Source organism: Micromonospora sp. Utrum1 (assembly GCF_057197805.1).
Window position 1 is genome coordinate 6,364,361 of the sequence record NZ_CM170071.1, and the last position, 15,644, is coordinate 6,380,004.

Here is a 15,644-nt window from a genome sequence, read left to right on the forward strand (position 1 = left end):
GACGATGCTTCTCCGAGACGTCTGCGAGGCCCGCCGATGAGCGCCGTGGCGAACCCCGCGACCGTGGCCGAGTGCCTCCGGGTCGGCGCCGGGTTCTCCCAGGGCGACCGGAACTGGATCGCGGAGCAGTTCGCGACCCTCGACGCCCGGCTCGCCGGGTTCCACGCCGACGCCACCGAGCTGGAGGTGTCGGTCAAGGACCGGAACGCCCGGGGCCAGAAGGTCACCCTGGAGTGCTGGGTCGCGGGCCGGCAGAAGATCGTCACCACCTCCGCCGAGGAGGACCTGCACGCCGCGCTCAACGACGTCCGGGACGACCTGCGCCGCCGGCTCAACGACGCGAAGACCCGGCAGGAGCCGCGCCACAACAAGCACCTGCGCGAGACCGACCAGCCGGAGGGCATCCCCGCACAGGCCGCCGAGCGGGCCGACGCGGAAACCGTCTGAGGCCGCCCCGCCCCCGCCCGTGCCCGGTGCCGGCGGGACGGGGGCGGGGGGCTACCGCCGGGTAGCGTGGCGGCGTACCGTCGCGGTCGTGGAACCGGACGTGCTGGGACCGCCGTACGAGCGGCAGACGATCGACCTGGGCACCGACGACGAGGGACCGGTCGTCGCGACCCTGGTCCGCCGGCGGGCGGAGCGCCCCACCGGCCGGGCCGTCCTCTACGTGCACGGCTTCGTCGACTACTTCTTCCAGACCCACGTCGCCGACTTCTTCGCCGAGCGCGGCTGGGACTTCTACGCCCTCGACCTGCGCAAGTACGGCCGCAGCCTGCAACCGCACCAGACCCCGAACTTCTGCCGCGACCTGAGCGACTACTTCCCCGAGCTGGACGCCGCCGCGAAGATCATCCGCGATGACGAGGGGCACGACACCCTGCTCGCCATGGGCCACTCCACCGGCGGCCTGATCATCTCGCTCTGGGCACACGCCCGCCGCGAGGCCGGCCTGGTCGACGGGATCTTCCTGAACAGCCCGTTCTTCGACATCAACGCGCCCTGGCTGGTCCGCCGACCCCTCGCGGCCGCCGTCTCCCGGCTGGGCCGCCGGGCGCCGCAGCGCATCCTCCCGTTCGGGCTGGGCACCGTGTACGGCGAGAGCCTGCACGCCGACCACCGCGGCGAGTGGCGCTACGACCTGGCCTGGAAGCCGCTCGCCGGGTTCCCGGTGCGGGCCGGCTGGATCAACGCGATCCGCGCCGGCCAGCGTCAGCTCCGGGCCGGCCTGGACATCCCGGTGCCGGTGCTGCTGGCCTGCTCCACCCGCAGCTACCGGGGCACCAAGTGGCACGACTCCGCCACCCTCGCCGACGCGGTGCTCGACGTGGAGCACATGGTGCGCTGGGCGCCCCGGCTCGGCCGGCACGTCACCCTGGCCCGCTTCGACGGCGGGCTGCACGACCTGACCCTCTCCGGCCCCGCCGTACGCGAAAAGGTGTTCGCGGAGGTCGGACGGTGGGCGGACGGCTTCCTCGGCGTCGGACCGACCGAGCCGGAACCCGCGACGCCGGCGCCGCGGCGGCCGGCCGACGAGCCGGCCGGCGCGACCACCGAGAGCTGAGCCGGGCGGGTCAGCCGGTCGCCGGCGGTCGCCGCCGCCAGGGCCGACCGGATCCGGTCGAACGTCGCGACCGGGTGACCGCCGTCGTTCGCCGGCAGCAGGAGGCCCAGGCAGCGCAACGAGAGGTCCCCGTCGGGCACCTCGACGCCGAACACCGGCGCGCCCACGTACCCCGCCGGCAGTTCGGGGCTGACCCGCACCTCGTCGCCGTCGCGCGCCACCCGCTCGATCACCGCCTCCAGCGGCCGCGACCCGTCGGCACTGACGCCGAGCGCCAGCACGAACGCCGAGCCGGGCTCCGCGCCGACCCGGGCGACCGCGTCGGCCGGCGCGGCCACGGCGTCGGTCACCTGCTGGGTACGCCAGCTCCAGCCCCGATCCTCGGCGTACCCGTGCAGCCCGCCGGTGGGCATGGCGGCCAGGCCGATCTCCGGCAGTTGCAGCCACCGGCTCGCGAAGTCGGGCAGCTCGATCGGCTCCGCAGCCCCGTCCGCCGGCTCGGTGACGCTCGGCCGCAGCCCGATCTCCCCGTACGGCGTCCGGGTGGTCGCGGCGGCGGTGAGCAGCCACTCCTGCACCACCTCGCCGTCGTCGGTCGCGCCGATCAGCTCGCTGTAGAAGAAGGCGGTGCCGAAGGTCCCGGCCGGCGCGCCGGGGCCGTCGGACCCGACGACAGGCAGGATGGCGCGGCCGAGGAGCTGGCACAGCTCATACGCGATCTCGTTCTCGGTTTCCTGGTCGAGCAGCACGACGCCGAGGGTACGGACCGACCCGGGGCCGGTGGCCCGTGACCCGGTTATCGGGGTGCCCGCGGGAGCCGGGCCGTGGGACCCTGAGCAGCGACGTGGCCGCGCCCACCCGTTCCCCCGGCGAGGCCCGGGTCGGCGGTACCCTCTTGGCGCGACATCGTCGACGCGCGCCCGTAGCTCAGCGGATAGAGCAGGGGACTTCTAATCCCAAGGCCGCAGGTTCGAATCCTGCCGGGCGCACCACCGTCACCGCAGGTCAGCAGCTTTCCGCTCCCGGTCGACGATCACCACGGCCTCGTACAGCCATTCGTACAGCCAAGTCACCCGAAGAGGTGCTTCGCGGGCCTCGTCCACGGCAGCCCGCTCGATCTCCGGCAGGACGTGGGCGTAGGAGCGCCGGCAGGACGTCCCGGACCTGCCCCGCAGCACGCAACCCTGGCTTCCGGAGCGACGTCAGGTGACGAGCACGGCGGTGAGCATCGAGAGATACGACTCATGGGCGAGACGCAGGCTGTCAAGGTCGGACGTCTCGAACCACGCCACAGCGTCGTGCTCGTCCGGCGCGGCGTTGACGGGTGTTCCGGTCCACCTGTCGACCAACCAGATCTGCATGTCGAACGTCGCGGTCCGGATCTCATGCATCGGCGGGCTGGACGGCTCCGATGCCGTGATTCCCAACTCCTCCCGAAGCTCGCGGACAAGGCTCTCTTTCGGATCCTCCCCCTCCTCAACATGACCGCCCGGCAGGTCCCACACGTCGGGATACCAACGGCGTCCGGCGCTTCGATGACACAGCAACACCCGATCGCCGTCGCGAAGAACGGCCGTCACAATCCGGACCCGACCGGAGTCGTCAGCGGAGATCGTCATCGGCACATTCTGACCCATGCGGATCTGCCGCCTACCGCGCCGACTGTGTCGCAGATCAGTTGGCGGACGAGCGTCGCGCATCAGTCGACGGAGGACACTGACGCAAGCCCGAGCACTGCCGAATTCCGCTCTATCAGATCAAGGCGGCCCACAAGCGGGCCGCGCCGGCCCGGCCCCGGCCTACTGCCGACCTCCGGCCGGCATCGGCCGGGCCGGCCGGCCACGCTGGCGGGGACCCAGTGTGAAGGGCTGAGGCGGGACGATCGCCATCGGGACTGCTCTCCATCGAGGGCGGGGCGATCGCTGCCGCGCAGCAGAGCTGCTTGCCCACGAGTCCCGTGGGAACTGCCCGCGATTCGATGACGACGAGGACCAGGGTGTGACCCATCCCCCGGATACCCGATCCTCTACGTCACCCGGCCGGCGTCAAGGGCGCTACGCGTCGGCACGCCGATGGCCTACGGCCACCCTTGACCCCGACCGCGCGCCGCAGTACTTGGCACCTATCCGGGGGATGGGGACAGACTGGCGGCCACCACTTTGCCGGAGAGGATGGGTAACTACCCGCCCAGCCGCATCGCGCTGGCAAGGACGCCGCGGATGCGCGCGATGGCGTCCAGGGCGTCCGCGCGGCTTTGATCGGTCGTCCAACTCTGCGCCCAAGGACCACCCAGTGCGGTTGCTTCATCGATCGCGCGCAGTCCAAGGCTCAGTAGCTCTGCTGGCAGTGGCTTCGGAAGCCACTCCGTCACTTCCTGCTCTGCACCGAACGGATCATCGCCGGACACGTTGACGGCCAAGACGGCTGCGGCCGCGATGACCTCGGTGTCCCAAAGATCGCGCGGCCACTTGGAGAGCGGAACGGCGGCGGACCGGAGAAGCCGGGCCACCACGACGAGGCGGGCATCCGGCGTCAACTCCTCAAGCGAGTCCAGGAAGTCCTCCGCCCCATCGCTATCGAACGGGCCCTCGCCCCACGTACCCATACGCCTCCCTCAGACGATGCCAGGCTAGGGGATCGGTACAGCCAGCCGTACAGCCAAGACCACCCGCTGACGCCGACGCCACCCGACAATGCCAGACGGGCCGACCAGGGAAGCAGTGTCCCGCACCGGGTTTGATGGAGACATCGAAACCTGGGAGGAACACCAGCGATGCCCGCACCGAAGAAGTACAACGATGAGCTGCGTGAGCGTGCGACGCGGTTGGCGGTCGAGGCTCGCCGGGATCCGGCGTCCGCGGTTGGAGCGATCCGTCGGATCGCCGGTCAGCTCGGGGTTCATCCGGAGGCGTTGCGGACGTGGGTGAAGAAGGCCGAGACCGACGCCGGTGAGCGGTCGGGCATCACCAGCAGCGACGCGGAACGCCTCGCCGTGTTGGAACGGGAGAATCGTGAGCTGCGGCGGGCGAATCAGATTTTGAAGTCCGCGGCGTCTTTCTTCGCGGCGGAGTTGGACCGTCCGTCGCGATGAAGGTCGACTTCGTCGACTCCCAGCGGGTCGAACACGGTGTCCAGCCGGTCCTGCAGGCGCTCGAAGACACGCCGGCACAGATCGCACCGTCGACCTACTACGCCGCCAAGACCCGCCCGGCCTCGGCCCGGTCGCGGCGCGATGAGGAGCTGACCGCGATGATCGAGCGGATCCACGCGGCCAACTACGGTGTCTACGGCGCTCGCAAGGTGTGGCACGAGCTGCGCCGCCAGGGCGTGCCGGTGGCCCGGTGCACCGTGGAGCGGCTGATGCGTGAGTCTGGGCTGCGCGGGCTGCTGCGCGACAAGTCGCCGCGCACGACCCGGCCCGCAGCCGAGACCGGACGCCCCGGTGACCTGGTCAAACGGGACTTCACCGCGGAACATCCGAACCAGCTGTGGGTCGCGGACCTGACCTACGTGCGCACGAGTGTGGGCTGGGTGTACGCCGCGTTCATTCTCGACGTGCACTCCCGCATGATCGTCGGCTGGCAGGTCGCCACCAGCCTCTACACGGATCTGGCTCTCGACGCGCTGAAGATGGCGATCTGGCGCCGCGAGAGTCAGGGTGCTGACCTGCGTAAACTGGTCCACCACTCGGACCGGGGAGTCCAGTATCGAGCGATTCGCTACACCCAGCGGCTCGCCGAGGCCGGCGCCGTCGCCTCGGTCGGGTCCAAGGGCGACTCGTACGACAACGCGATGGCCGAGGCGTTCAACTCCCTCTACAAGGCCGAACTCGTCCGCAACACCGGCCCGTGGCGCGGGCTCGACGACCTGGAGATGGCCACCGTCGAGTACATCGACTGGTACAACAACCGCAGGCTGCACGGCGAGCTCGGGCACATCCCGCCCGCCGAACACGAGGCACTACACGCGATGACCCAGCCGGTCACCGCACCCCTGAAAACCAGCTAACCAACTCTCCATCAAACCCGGGGCTTGACACAGGCACCTGATCAGCCAACCGCGATCTTCTTCTACTCCCAAGGCCGCAGGTTCGAATCCTGCCGGGGCGCACTACCGTCACCCCAGGTCAGCGGCTTTACCGTTCCCGTTTGAAGTACAACAGACGGCCTGTCGAGGCTTGATCGTGGCGGGACAGCGCAGCGGCGTTGAGCCCGGCACACTCCATGCTGTGAGGACGCCGGCATCGGGGAGCTGTGTCAGCCGCCTTCTCTGCATCGGCGCCGTGCTGACCCTGGTGTTTAGGCCCGTGACCTGGGTGCTGACCTTCGGGTTCATCGGCCCGTTGTTCGGGTTCTTCGACTACCTGGCGTGGGATGCCTCGCGGGGTACCGGCCAGCGGCCGGTCACCATCGTCATGTGGGCGGCCCCGGCCGTCGCCGTCGTGGTGGCGCTCAAGGTGGCCCAGCTCCTCAGGCAGGGATCGGCGAGGGCCGCGAGGATCGTCCCGGCCCTGGGCCTCGTCTTCCTGGTGGCGACGGCGATCTATCTCGTCAGCCTCGTGGTACTGGCCATGGTCTTGGTGGCGGATATTGGCACCATCGACGGGCTGACCGGGCTTGCGGTGACGGCCGTCGTGGCAGCGGTGCATCTCTACCTGCTGCGCCTGTCCTTGCGGATCTGGCGGTCCCGCCCCATTCTGGCGCGTGCTGCTGAGCAGTCCGGCGGGCACCCCGACCCAGCGGACCGAGCACCCCGATGAGCAGAGTGCCCACGTACGACCGGTGGACGGTCGGTTCGGTCCCCCAAGACGACCGATGAGTTCCGCCTCGCCGCGTCGTCGGCATGTTGGGAACCTTCCCTCCGCACCTGTGGGAGGTTCGAGACGAGATGACGAGGAGGTTGCACACGGTGGACCAGGAGAACGTGAGCGCCACCCTGACTGTCGCCGCGCCTGCCACAAAGGTGTTCGCGGTGCTGGCAGACCCGACGACCCACTCCGCGATCGATGGCACCGGCTGGGTTCAGGAACCTGTCGACCGGGCGCCGCTGACCGAGGTGGGGCAGATCTTCCGGATGGACATGTATCACGCCAACCATCCGGACGGGGACTACCAGGTGGTCAACAAGGTCCAGGTGTTCGACCCGCCGCGCGCCATCGGCTGGCTGACCGGGGAGGAGAAGGGCGACGGTCGCCTGGAGTTCGGCGGCTGGATCTGGCGTTATGAGCTTGCGCCGCTCGGTCCGTCGGAGACCGAGGTGACGCTCACCTACGACTGGTCGGCGGTGCCGCAGTTCATTCGGGAATACCTCCAGTTCCCGCCGTTCGGGCCCGAGCACCTCGCCAACTCACTGCACCACCTGGCCGAGCTTGCCGCGCCGGCGTCGCTTGAAGACCCGGCCTAGCGCGCAGCCGTACAGCCATTCGTACAGCCAATACCACCGCGAGCAGGTCGAAGGGAGGCCGCATGACCGGCGACCGGACGCGCATCTCGAGGCGGAGAGCCGTCCGCGCAGTCGCCGTCGCTGCGATCTTCTTGCTCTGCCTGCCCGTGATGGTGAACCAACTGCGCCGCGCACAGGATGTCGAGCTGCGCGTGGATTCCTACCGCACCACCAGCGACCCTCGGCTCCTTGACGCACACGTCGACGTGCATCCCGACTTCACGATCGTGCGCGCGGACGCCGATGACGAGGGTGATCACCTCATCCTGCACGTGTCCGCGCGCCAACCGACGTTGTGGTGGTCGGGCGGTGACTACGCGGAGGGCCGATGGGTGCGGGTCAGGATCCATCGGCCACTCGGTGACCGACAGGTACTGGACGCCTTCACCGGAGATCCCGTCCCACAGGAGTGATACTCCCCAGTGGAGACACGACCACCTCCAGGAGCCCGCGCCCCTCAGAGGTTGCCGAAGCTCGGCGCGCCCGTGCTGTCGTAGGTCAGCATTGTCACCCCGGTGCCGGAGGTGCGGGTGCCGGTCAGCCGCAGGCCCGCCGGGGGCACGCCGTCGGCGAAGAGTCGCTGTCCGCGCCCCAGCACGACCGGAAAGACCAACAGCTGGTACGTGTCGATGAGCCCTTCCCGCATCAGCGACCGGGCGAGCGCGCCGCTGCCGTGCACCTGGAGTTCGCCGCCGGGGCGGTTCTTGAGTTCGGTGACCGCGGCGGCCAGGTCGCTGCCGAGACGGTGCGAACCCGACCAGGTCAGCTCGTCGTCCCGGTTGGTGGCGACGTACTTCGGCAGCCGGTTGAGCGGGTTGTCCGGCCCGCCCTCGGCCGGGTCGGTCACGTGCGGCCAGTAGGCGGCCATGATGTCGTAGGTGCGGCGGCCGAGCAGCAGGGCCTCGGCCCGCTCGAAGGTCTCGCCCATCCATCCGCCGACCGTCTCGTCGAAGTGCGGCGGCAGCCAGCCGCCCAGGTCGAACCCGCCGGAGCGGTCCTCCTCCACGCCGCCCGGGGCCTGCATGACGCCGTCGAGGGTCAGGAACGTGGTGATGGTGAGTCGCATGATGGTGCCTCCTTCGTGGCCGGCCTCGCGCCGGTTTCCACCCTGTCGACGGCCGAGGAACAACCGATTCGACAGCCCCGCCGAACCAAGGATGTGACCTAGACCACATCCTCCGGTTCGCCGGAGCGGGGCGGCACCACCCGCTCCTCGTACACCTTGATCTCGGCGCGGAACCGGTGCGCGGCGGGATGCCAGATCTCGTCGAACGGCCCCATCACGTCGCCGCCGACGCCGCGGCGCCGCACCCGCGACCCCAGCCAGGCCAGGAGCGCGAGGACCCCGGCGAGACAGCCGACGACCAGCAGAACCGCCCCGAACACCGCCACGCGTCGACCCTACCCAGGCTTGCGGGCGAACAGGTACGCCGACGGGCGGCGCCGCCCCTGCTCCGGCGCCGCCCACATGCTCGCGGTGACCACGAGACCCGCCTCCGCGAGCAGCCCGGCGATCCCGTCGGGCCGGGCGAAGTGCACGTCGAGCGCCGTGGAAGCCGAGCAGCGCGTGCCCGCCGGGGGCGAGTACCCGCTGGAACTCGGCGAACACCCGGGGCAGCAGCTCGCGCGGGGTGTGCACGATGGACCACCAGCTGAGCACCCCGCCGAGCCGCCCGTCGGGTAGGTCCAGCCCGGTCATCGAGCCGACCTCGAAGCGCAGCCCCGGGTACGCCCGCCGGGCCAGCGCGACCATCCGCGGCGACAGGTCGAGGCCGAACGCCTCGACGCCCAGGGCCGCCAGGTGGGCGGTGACGTGGCCCGGACCGCAGCCGAGGTCGGCCACCGGCCCGCCGGCGGCGCGGACCAGCTCGGCGAAGGCCCCGAGCAGTGCCCGGTCCAGCGGCAGCTCGGGCAGCTTGGCGCTGACCAGCGCGGCGTAGTCGACGGCGACGGTGTCGTACGCGGACCGGGTCTCGGTCAGGTGGGCGGCCTCGGTCACGCCCCGACCGTACCGGCGCCGACCCGCTCGTACACCGAGACGTGGTGGCGGCTGTCGGCGGTGAACGGCGTGCGGTCCCGGTCGGCGGCCGGGGCGGGGTCGACGTACGCTCCGGCCATGGTGACCGAGACGGACCTCGGCCTGAGCGACGGCCGCACTCTGCACGTCTACGACACCGGCGGGTCGGACCGTCTCGCCGTCTTCTGGCACCACGGCACGCCGAACATCGGCGCGCCGCCCGCGCCGCTGTTCGCCGCGGCCGACCGGCTCGGCCTCCGCTGGGTCTCCCACGACCGTCCCGGCTACGGCGGATCGACGCCGCTGCCGGGGCGGGACATCGCCTCCGCGGCCGCCGACGTCGCCGCAGTGGCCGACGCGCTGGGCCTCGACCGGTTCGCGGTGATGGGCCACTCCGGCGGCGGTCCGCACGCCCTGGCCTGCGGGGCGCTCCTGCCCGACCGGGTGGTCGCGGTGGTGTGCGGCGCCGCCCTGGCGCCGTACGGCGCGGCCGGCCTGGACTGGTTCGTCGGCATGGTGCCCGCCGGGGTGGCGTCGCTCCGGGCGGCCGCCGCGGGACGGGCGGCCAAGGAGGCGCACGAGAACTCGGGCGCCGTGTACGACCCGGAGTTCACCCCGGCCGACCTGGCCGCGCTGCACGCCGAGTGGTCCTGGTTCGACAGCGTGGTGGGCCCGGCGACGCGGTCCGGTCCGGGCGGGCTGATTGACGACGACCTGGCCTACGTGCACCCGTGGGGCTTCGACCCCGCCCAGGTGACGCCGCCGGTGCTGCTGCTGCACGGCGAGCGGGACGGGATCGCGCCGGTGGCTCACGCCGAGTGGCTGGCCCGGCACTGTCCCGCAGCGGAGCTGCGCCGCTACCCGGACGACGGGCACATCTCGGTGCTGCGCCACGCCGGGTCGGCGCTGGAGTGGCTGCGCCGGCGCGCCGACGAGGCGTCCGCCCGGTAGGCGGAGATGAGTGAGGCGGCGGCCGGGGGGCGGCCGCCGCCTCGCCGCGCCGGATCGAGCGCGGATCGCGACCTCGCACGGAGAAACCGGGGGGCAGGTCGTCCGTGCGAGCCGCGGTACCGACGCCGGAGGGCGGAGGGGGGTGAAGTGGCCCGCCCGGCGCCGGAGACCAATGGACTCCGTTGTGGGGTGTGAACACGGACACGCTGGTCACGAGTCCTGTGTTTTCGTCCCGTCCCCTCAGCGCCGGTCCCCCGTGGGATGTCACACCGTCACCCCCGGGCGATCGCGACGACGGCGGATCGTCGCGCCACCGTCACTCGCAGATCCGCCACCCGCCGTCCTCCTTGACGAGGACGAATGCCTGCGTCACGGTGGTGCCGCTCTGCGGGGTGAAGCGCACGTCCGCCGACCCGCGGACCCGCCCGTTGCTGTTCGTGACGTTCAACCCGACGATGCGGTAGCCGGTCAGCGCGGGCTGGGCGGACTGCTGCCGGACGAAGTCCTCCCGGCTGACCCGGTCACGCACCCGCCCGCAGAGCTGGTCGTACGCGGTCGGGTAGTCGCGGGCGACCAGCGCGCCGGCGAACGTGTCCACGGTGGTCCGGGCCGGGCCGGTGGCGTCCTGCACCGCGCGGTAGAGGGCGAAGCCGCCGACGACGCCGCCCACGCAGCAGAGCGCGAGCACCACACCGACGACGGTGAGCACGACCCGGGTCGTGTTCGACTTCCTGGGCGGCACCATGGCCGGTTGGTACGTCATAGTCGCAGGGTAGGAGCGCCGCGCCAGCGGTCTGCCCGGTAAACCGGGTGACCGCCCGGGACCCGTCGTCCACCATCGACGCATGCCACAGCACCGACCCGCCGAGCCGGACATCCGGCGCTACTACACCGAGGTCTTCGACGAGGCGGACCGGCTCGACCGGACGCCCGAGGGACGGCTGGAGGCACGCCGCACCCGCGACCTGCTCAGCCGCTTGCTTCCCGCCCCGCCAGCCGAGGTGCTGGACGTCGGCGGTGGCCCCGGCGCGTACGCGGGCTGGCTCGCCGCGGCCGGGCACCGGGTGCACCTGATCGATCTGGTGCCGGCGCACGTGGCGGCGGCCCAGGCGGCACACCCGGGGATCACCGCGACCGTGGGCGATGCCCGGGAGCTGCCGCTGCCCGACGGTTCGGCCGACGCGACCCTGCTGCTCGGCCCGCTCTATCACCTGCCCGACCGGGCGGACCGGGTGGCCACGCTGCGCGAGGCGGCCCGGGTGACCCGGCCCGGCGGTCCGGTGCTCGCGGCGGTGATCAGCCGCAACGCGGCCCTGATCGACCTGACCGCGCAGGGCCTGGTGGACGAGCGCAGCCGCTCGCTGCTGCGCGAGGCGTACGCCACCGGGGTGAACGACCCCCGGACCGGCTTCACCACGGCCTACTTCCACCGCCCGGAGCAGGTCGTGGACGAATTCGTCGCGGCCGGCCTGCCGGCCCCCGCGCTGTACGGGCTGGAGGGTCCGCTCTGGCCGCTGCTGAACGCGCTCGGCACCGGCCCGGCCGAGCGACTCTTCGCCGACGCGGTGGCCTGTGCCGAGGTGTTCGAACGCGACCCGGCGGTGCTCGGTGCCAGCTCGCACCTGCTCGCGGTGGCCCGCGTCTGAGCAGTTCGGAGCCGGCCCATCACTGGCCGGGAACCGGTAGAGCGACGCGCCGCGTACCGTGGGTGACCAGTTGCCTGCGAGCATGCTATTCTCCGGCGTCGATCTAGGCCGTGCGGACCCGACCGGGTCGCTGCCGGAAGGACACCTCCCCCGATGCCGGTCGTTGCCGCCACGACCCTGCCGCCGTCCCCACTGGACCGGCCGGCGGGCGGGGCGTTCACCCTGGTCTTCACCACCCTGCCGGCGCTGCTCCGGGTCACCTGCGGCGTGGTCGCCGCGGTGGTCGCGCTGGCGGTGCGCACCCCGCCGGTCCGGGTGGCCCTGCTGGTCCCGGCGATCGTCGCGCTCACCGCCTGGTCCGTCTGGTACGCCGTACGCGCGCTCCGGTACGGGATCGCCGGCGCGCTGGTGTCGGGTGACGTGGCGCTGACCACCGCGACCGGGCTGGCCATCCCCTGGCTGGTCGCGCCGGAGGTGCTGCCCGGCGAGGGGAGCTGGGTCGCGGTGCTCGCCAGCACCACCGTGATCAACGCGCAGGCCACCGCCCCGACCCGCTGGTCGGTCCCGGCCGGTCTGCTGGTCACCGCCGGCTACGCGGCCGGCGCCACCCTGGCCGGCAACCCGGTGGAGGCGCGGGCGCACGCCGGGACGCTGCTGGTGCAGACCGGATGCACGGCGATGATGACCGCGGTGATGCGCCGCCGGATCGGGCACGCCGACGCCGCCTTCACGGACTTCCAGCGGCTGTCCCACGAGGCGGTGGTGGGGCGGGCCGCCCGGGAGGCGGAGCGGCGGCAGAACCGGGACCTGCACGACACCGTCCTCGCCACGCTCACCATGGTCGGGCTCGGCGCGGTGTCCGGCCGGTCCGCCGCGCTGCGCGAGCGGTGCGCGGCCGACCTGCGTACCCTCACCGACCTGGCCGACGCGCGCTCGGCGCCGGCGGCCGGCGCGGTGGCCCTGGACGAGCGGCTGCGGACGGTCCTCGCCCGGCTGCCCGAGCTGACCGTGGCCGCGACGCTGATGCCGTGCCGGGTGCCGGCGGGTGTCGCCGCGGCGCTCGCCGACAGCGCCGCCGCCGCGCTGGCCAACGTGGTCCGGCACGCGCCGGGCGCCGCGGCCACGCTGCGCTTGGCCCGGGACGCCGGCGCTGTGGTGGTCGAGGTGGCCGACGACGGCCCCGGCTTCGACCCGGCCACCGTCCCGGCCCACCGGTACGGGCTGCGCGAGTCCATCCACGGCCGGATGGCCACGGTGGGTGGCCGCGCAGAGGTGACCTCCGCCCCTGGCGCCGGCACCCGGATCCGACTGGAGTGGCCGGGTGTCCACTGAGTCGGGAACGGCCGGGACCGGCACGGCGACCCGGCCGGCCGTACGGCAGCGGAGGCCGGAGCGCGCCGATCCGGGGGCGGCCGCGGCCGCGGCGCACGCGGTGTCCGACGCCTCGGACCGGGGTGCGCGGATCGTGGCGGTGGTGATCGCGCTGGCCTGGCACCTGGCGATCGGGCTGCCGGCGCTGCTCGGCGCCTGGTCCCGGCTGGCCGCCCCGCCGGTGGTCGCCGCCGGCTGGCTGGTGACCGCGGCGATCGGCGGCGCGGCCGGCGTACGCCTGCTGCGCGGCGGGCTGCCACCCGCCCGGCCGCTGGCGGCGGCGCTGCTCGTGGTCGACGGGACGGTCTTCGCGGCGGCCGGTGAGCGGCAACTGTTCACGACGGCCAACTGGGTGTGGGGCGGGCTGGCCTGGTTCTTCCTGGTGGTGCTCTGGCGGCGGCCACTGGGCTGGCTGCTCGCGCTGCTCGGCGCGCACGCGGCGATCGCCCTGGCCGCGGTGGTCCTGCACGACGCCACCGCCCCGGCCGACCTCAGCCGCTACGCGATGTACGTCTACGGCACCTCGTCACTGCCGGTGGCGGTCTTCGCCGGCGCGGCGGCGATCGCCGCGCTGGCCCGGGACCGGGCCGGCACCGCCGCGGCGGCCCTGGTCGTGGCGGCGGAGCGCGACGCGGCGGAACGGGCCCGGCGGGACCGGCAGGCGCGGCTCGCCCTGGTCAGCGGCACGGCGGAGGAGGTGCTGGCCGCCCTCGCGGCCGGCGACGCCGACCCGGCCGACCCGGCGGTACGCCACCGGGCCCTGCTGGCGGCGGCCCGGCTGCGCCGGCTGATCGCCGAGTCGGACGACGTGCCGGATCCGCTGCTGCACGAGCTGCGCGCCGCCGCCGACCTGGCGGAACGGAACGGCCTGCCGATCGAGTTGGTCGCGCTCGGGGCGCCGCCGGAGCTGCCGGTCGAGGTCCGCCGGCGGCTGGCCGACCCGCCGACCGCGGCGCTCGCCGGCGCCCGGGGGTGGGCCCGGCTGACCGTGGTGGCCGGCCCCGACGAGGTGGTGGTCAGCCTGGTCACGCCCGACCACGACGGGCCGGACGCGACCGGCCCGCCCGACGGGAGTGGGGACGGGCCGGTGGAACACCTGCACGAGCGGGACGGGGAGATCAGATGGACGCAGACCCGGTGGCGGAGGACGTGACCGGCGCGCAGCCGGTCGGCGTGGCGATCGTGGACGACCATCCGGTCGTGATCGACGGGGTACGCGCCTGGCTGGCCGGCGAGCCCGGGCTGCGGGTGCTGGCCACCGGGGACGACCCGGACGTGGTGCTGCGCGCCGCCCCGGACGCCGAGGTGGTCCTGCTCGACCTGCGGCTGCACGGGCGGATGGTGCTCGACAAGCTGGCCGAGCTGAGCGCCGCCGGTCGCCGGGTGGTGGTCTACTCCGAGCACACCGACCCGGAGACCATGCTGGCCGCGCTGGACGCCGGCGCGGTGGCGTTCCTGGCCAAGCACGAGGGGCGGGAGCACTGCGTGGCCACCGTGCTCGCCGCCGCGAACGACCGCCCGTACGTGCCGCCCGCGCTGGCCGGGGCGCTCGTGGGCGACCCCCGGCCGGACCGGCCGGCCCTGTCGGACAAGGAGCGCGAGGCCCTGCTGCTGTGGTTCCAGTCGATGTCGAAGGCGTCGGTGGCGCGCCGGATGCGGATCAGCGAGCACACCGTGAAGCAGTACGTGGACCGGGCGCGGATCAAGTACACCCGGGCGGGGCGGCCGGCCGCCACGAAGGCGGCGCTGCTCGCCCGGGCGATCGAGGACGGCCTCGTCCGGCCGGAAGATATCGGCATCTACCGGTCACAGGCGTCCGCCGACCGGCCGACCCCCTAACGGCTGTCATGACAGCCGCACCCGGGTGGGCCAGGCTCGACGTATCGCAGACCGGGACCGGGAGGTCGTGACCGTGCCGGAGGACGCCGCACCCTTCTTCATCGGGCCGCACCGCTTCGACGTCGATGACGATCCCACCCGCCCCGTGTTCGACCGGCGGCACGCGCTGATCCCGGAGCCGGGCGAACACCTGCTCGGGCAGCATCTGCTGCCGGTGGCCGGTCACCTGCTCGGCCCCACCGACGACGTCCGGTCCTGGGCGCTGCCCACCCCGGCGACGGTCACGCTCACCGACCGGCGGCTGGCGTACGTCTGCACCGGCTCCGAGCTGTCCCTGGTCTCCGGGCGGGACAGCCGGACGGACGCCCGGCACCGGCGCCCGGTCCGGCTGTCCCGCCTGGTCAGCGGCCAGATCCGCTGGCAGTGGCCGTCCCGGCTGGAGCTGGCCGAGGGCCCGGACGGCACCGGCGAGCTGCGGGTGGTCTGCGACGCGCTGCGCACCATCCGGCAGCCCGCGCTGGCGCTCGCCGGCCCGATCGGCCTGGTCACCGCGCTGGCCCGGCAGGTACGCCGCTCGGTTGCCGCGTACCGGCTGGCCCGCCCCGAGCTGGTGGACCTCTCGCCGCCGGAGCGGGACACCCTGCGGGTCCGGATGGGCCCGGCGCCCGGCCCGGCCCGGGGCGCGGTGACCCTGCCCGGTTCGCTGCCGGTCGAGTTCCTGTCCCGCGACGACTACTACCGCCCGGCGGTGGCGGAGCCCGCGGCCTGGCCCCGCCAGGACGTCCCGGCGCGGGACCGCCCCGGCTCCGCCTGCTGA

The 15,644-nt window shown here is 73.1% G+C and carries 18 protein-coding genes, 1 tRNA gene and 2 pseudogenes; 13 read left to right on the forward strand and 8 right to left on the reverse strand.

Annotation, left to right across the window (positions count from 1 at the left end; translation table 11 throughout):
• The first annotated feature begins 36 nt into the window (after window positions 1–36).
• The 3 genes from AC0OLQ_RS29860 to AC0OLQ_RS29870 all read left to right on the forward strand — a co-directional run bounded on the left by AC0OLQ_RS29860 (window position 37) and on the right by AC0OLQ_RS29870 (window position 2,553).
• Window positions 37–447 carry an HPF/RaiA family ribosome-associated protein gene (locus tag AC0OLQ_RS29860; protein WP_484528998.1) on the forward strand — a complete coding sequence of 137 codons (411 nt, stop codon included), beginning with the start codon at window positions 37–39 and terminating at the stop codon, window positions 445–447.
• 88 nt (window positions 448–535) lie between these two features.
• Entirely contained in the window at window positions 536–1,561 is a 1,026-nt protein-coding gene (locus tag AC0OLQ_RS29865; protein WP_484528999.1) for an alpha/beta hydrolase, read from the forward strand.
• A gap of 916 nt (window positions 1,562–2,477) precedes the next feature.
• A tRNA-Arg gene (locus AC0OLQ_RS29870) sits at window positions 2,478–2,553 on the forward strand.
• 210 nt (window positions 2,554–2,763) lie between these two features.
• Here the strand turns inward: AC0OLQ_RS29870 and AC0OLQ_RS29875 are convergent.
• Window positions 2,764–3,180 (reverse strand): NUDIX domain-containing protein, encoded by a 417-nt coding sequence (locus AC0OLQ_RS29875; protein ID WP_484529000.1) that lies wholly within the window; start codon window positions 3,178–3,180, stop codon window positions 2,764–2,766.
• A 560-nt stretch (window positions 3,181–3,740) separates the two neighbouring features.
• Window positions 3,741–4,166 (reverse strand): DUF4259 domain-containing protein, encoded by a 426-nt coding sequence (locus tag AC0OLQ_RS29880; RefSeq protein WP_484529001.1) that lies wholly within the window; start codon window positions 4,164–4,166, stop codon window positions 3,741–3,743.
• A 168-nt stretch (window positions 4,167–4,334) separates the two neighbouring features.
• On the opposite strand from AC0OLQ_RS29880, the pseudogene AC0OLQ_RS29885 reads away from it, so the two are divergent.
• The 4 genes and pseudogenes from AC0OLQ_RS29885 to AC0OLQ_RS29900 all read left to right on the forward strand — a co-directional run bounded on the left by AC0OLQ_RS29885 (window position 4,335) and on the right by AC0OLQ_RS29900 (window position 7,416).
• A pseudogene (locus AC0OLQ_RS29885) lies at window positions 4,335–5,569 on the forward strand (IS3 family transposase).
• A 274-nt stretch (window positions 5,570–5,843) separates the two neighbouring features.
• On the forward strand, window positions 5,844–6,320 hold the full coding sequence (locus AC0OLQ_RS29890; RefSeq protein WP_484529002.1) for a hypothetical protein: 477 nt from the start codon (window positions 5,844–5,846) through the stop codon (window positions 6,318–6,320).
• Window positions 6,321–6,469: 149 nt separating this feature from the next.
• Complete coding sequence (locus tag AC0OLQ_RS29895; RefSeq protein WP_484529003.1) at window positions 6,470–6,964, forward strand: SRPBCC family protein; 495 nt, start codon at window positions 6,470–6,472, stop codon at window positions 6,962–6,964.
• A 62-nt stretch (window positions 6,965–7,026) separates the two neighbouring features.
• Window positions 7,027–7,416, forward strand: coding sequence for a hypothetical protein (locus AC0OLQ_RS29900; RefSeq protein WP_484529004.1), 390 nt, complete (start codon window positions 7,027–7,029; stop codon window positions 7,414–7,416).
• 44 nt (window positions 7,417–7,460) lie between these two features.
• Here the strand turns inward: AC0OLQ_RS29900 and AC0OLQ_RS29905 are convergent, their stop codons facing one another.
• From AC0OLQ_RS29905 to AC0OLQ_RS29925, 5 genes and pseudogenes are all read right to left on the reverse strand, one after another.
• The gene (locus AC0OLQ_RS29905; RefSeq protein WP_484532465.1) at window positions 7,461–8,069 is read right to left on the reverse strand and encodes a dihydrofolate reductase family protein; all 609 of its coding nucleotides are present in this window, start codon (window positions 8,067–8,069) and stop codon (window positions 7,461–7,463) included.
• Between the two features lie 98 nt (window positions 8,070–8,167).
• A complete protein-coding gene (locus tag AC0OLQ_RS29910) occupies window positions 8,168–8,395 on the reverse strand; it encodes a hypothetical protein (protein WP_484532466.1) in 228 nt (75 codons plus the stop codon).
• Window positions 8,396–8,404: 9 nt separating this feature from the next.
• On the reverse strand, window positions 8,405–8,542 hold the full coding sequence (locus tag AC0OLQ_RS29915) for a hypothetical protein (protein WP_484532536.1): 138 nt from the start codon (window positions 8,540–8,542) through the stop codon (window positions 8,405–8,407).
• Between the two features lie 58 nt (window positions 8,543–8,600).
• Window positions 8,601–9,002 (reverse strand): annotated as a pseudogene (locus AC0OLQ_RS29920) (class I SAM-dependent methyltransferase); the annotation flags it as partial.
• Complete coding sequence (locus tag AC0OLQ_RS29925) at window positions 8,999–9,121, reverse strand: hypothetical protein (RefSeq protein ID WP_484529005.1); 123 nt, start codon at window positions 9,119–9,121, stop codon at window positions 8,999–9,001. The pseudogene AC0OLQ_RS29920 and the gene AC0OLQ_RS29925, both read right to left, overlap by 4 nt.
• On the opposite strand from AC0OLQ_RS29925, the gene AC0OLQ_RS29930 reads away from it, so the two are divergent.
• The gene (locus AC0OLQ_RS29930) at window positions 9,120–9,971 is read left to right on the forward strand and encodes an alpha/beta fold hydrolase (protein WP_484529006.1); all 852 of its coding nucleotides are present in this window, start codon (window positions 9,120–9,122) and stop codon (window positions 9,969–9,971) included. The genes AC0OLQ_RS29925 and AC0OLQ_RS29930 overlap by 2 nt on opposite strands.
• Window positions 9,972–10,287: 316 nt before the next feature.
• On the opposite strand, the gene AC0OLQ_RS29935 is transcribed toward AC0OLQ_RS29930, so the two are convergent.
• Complete coding sequence (locus tag AC0OLQ_RS29935) at window positions 10,288–10,734, reverse strand: Rv0361 family membrane protein (RefSeq protein ID WP_357341566.1); 447 nt, start codon at window positions 10,732–10,734, stop codon at window positions 10,288–10,290.
• Between the two features lie 82 nt (window positions 10,735–10,816).
• Here AC0OLQ_RS29935 and AC0OLQ_RS29940 point away from each other — a divergent pair, with 82 nt between their 5' ends.
• From AC0OLQ_RS29940 to AC0OLQ_RS29960, 5 genes are all read left to right on the forward strand, one after another.
• Window positions 10,817–11,617 carry a class I SAM-dependent methyltransferase gene (locus AC0OLQ_RS29940; RefSeq protein WP_484529007.1) on the forward strand — a complete coding sequence of 267 codons (801 nt, stop codon included), beginning with the start codon at window positions 10,817–10,819 and terminating at the stop codon, window positions 11,615–11,617.
• A 153-nt stretch (window positions 11,618–11,770) separates the two neighbouring features.
• Window positions 11,771–12,949 carry a sensor histidine kinase gene (locus AC0OLQ_RS29945; protein ID WP_484529008.1) on the forward strand — a complete coding sequence of 393 codons (1,179 nt, stop codon included), beginning with the start codon at window positions 11,771–11,773 and terminating at the stop codon, window positions 12,947–12,949.
• A complete protein-coding gene (locus tag AC0OLQ_RS29950; protein WP_484529009.1) occupies window positions 12,939–14,141 on the forward strand; it encodes a hypothetical protein in 1,203 nt (400 codons plus the stop codon). Before AC0OLQ_RS29945 ends, AC0OLQ_RS29950 begins: the two co-directional genes overlap by 11 nt.
• Entirely contained in the window at window positions 14,111–14,827 is a 717-nt protein-coding gene (locus AC0OLQ_RS29955) for a response regulator (RefSeq protein WP_357341570.1), read from the forward strand. Before AC0OLQ_RS29950 ends, AC0OLQ_RS29955 begins: the two co-directional genes overlap by 31 nt.
• A gap of 73 nt (window positions 14,828–14,900) precedes the next feature.
• The gene (locus tag AC0OLQ_RS29960; RefSeq protein ID WP_484532467.1) at window positions 14,901–15,644 is read left to right on the forward strand and encodes a hypothetical protein; all 744 of its coding nucleotides are present in this window, start codon (window positions 14,901–14,903) and stop codon (window positions 15,642–15,644) included.

Excerpts from the sequence above, each read along its gene's own strand:
- AC0OLQ_RS29860 (WP_484528998.1), top strand. The coding sequence starts at position 37 with ATGAGCGCCGTGGCGAACCCCGCGACCGTGGCCGAGTGCCTCCGGGTC.
- AC0OLQ_RS29875 (WP_484529000.1), bottom strand. The coding sequence starts at position 3,180 with ATGACGATCTCCGCTGACGACTCCGGTCGGGTCCGGATTGTGACGGCC.
- AC0OLQ_RS29880 (WP_484529001.1), bottom strand. The coding sequence starts at position 4,166 with ATGGGTACGTGGGGCGAGGGCCCGTTCGATAGCGATGGGGCGGAGGAC.
- AC0OLQ_RS29900 (WP_484529004.1), top strand. The coding sequence starts at position 7,027 with ATGACCGGCGACCGGACGCGCATCTCGAGGCGGAGAGCCGTCCGCGCA.
- AC0OLQ_RS29905 (WP_484532465.1), bottom strand. The coding sequence starts at position 8,069 with ATGCGACTCACCATCACCACGTTCCTGACCCTCGACGGCGTCATGCAG.
- AC0OLQ_RS29930 (WP_484529006.1), top strand. The coding sequence starts at position 9,120 with ATGGTGACCGAGACGGACCTCGGCCTGAGCGACGGCCGCACTCTGCAC.
- AC0OLQ_RS29925 (WP_484529005.1), bottom strand. The coding sequence starts at position 9,121 with ATGGCCGGAGCGTACGTCGACCCCGCCCCGGCCGCCGACCGGGACCGC.
- AC0OLQ_RS29935 (WP_357341566.1), bottom strand. The coding sequence starts at position 10,734 with ATGACGTACCAACCGGCCATGGTGCCGCCCAGGAAGTCGAACACGACC.
- AC0OLQ_RS29940 (WP_484529007.1), top strand. The coding sequence starts at position 10,817 with ATGCCACAGCACCGACCCGCCGAGCCGGACATCCGGCGCTACTACACC.
- AC0OLQ_RS29945 (WP_484529008.1), top strand. The coding sequence starts at position 11,771 with ATGCCGGTCGTTGCCGCCACGACCCTGCCGCCGTCCCCACTGGACCGG.
- AC0OLQ_RS29955 (WP_357341570.1), top strand. The coding sequence starts at position 14,111 with ATGGACGCAGACCCGGTGGCGGAGGACGTGACCGGCGCGCAGCCGGTC.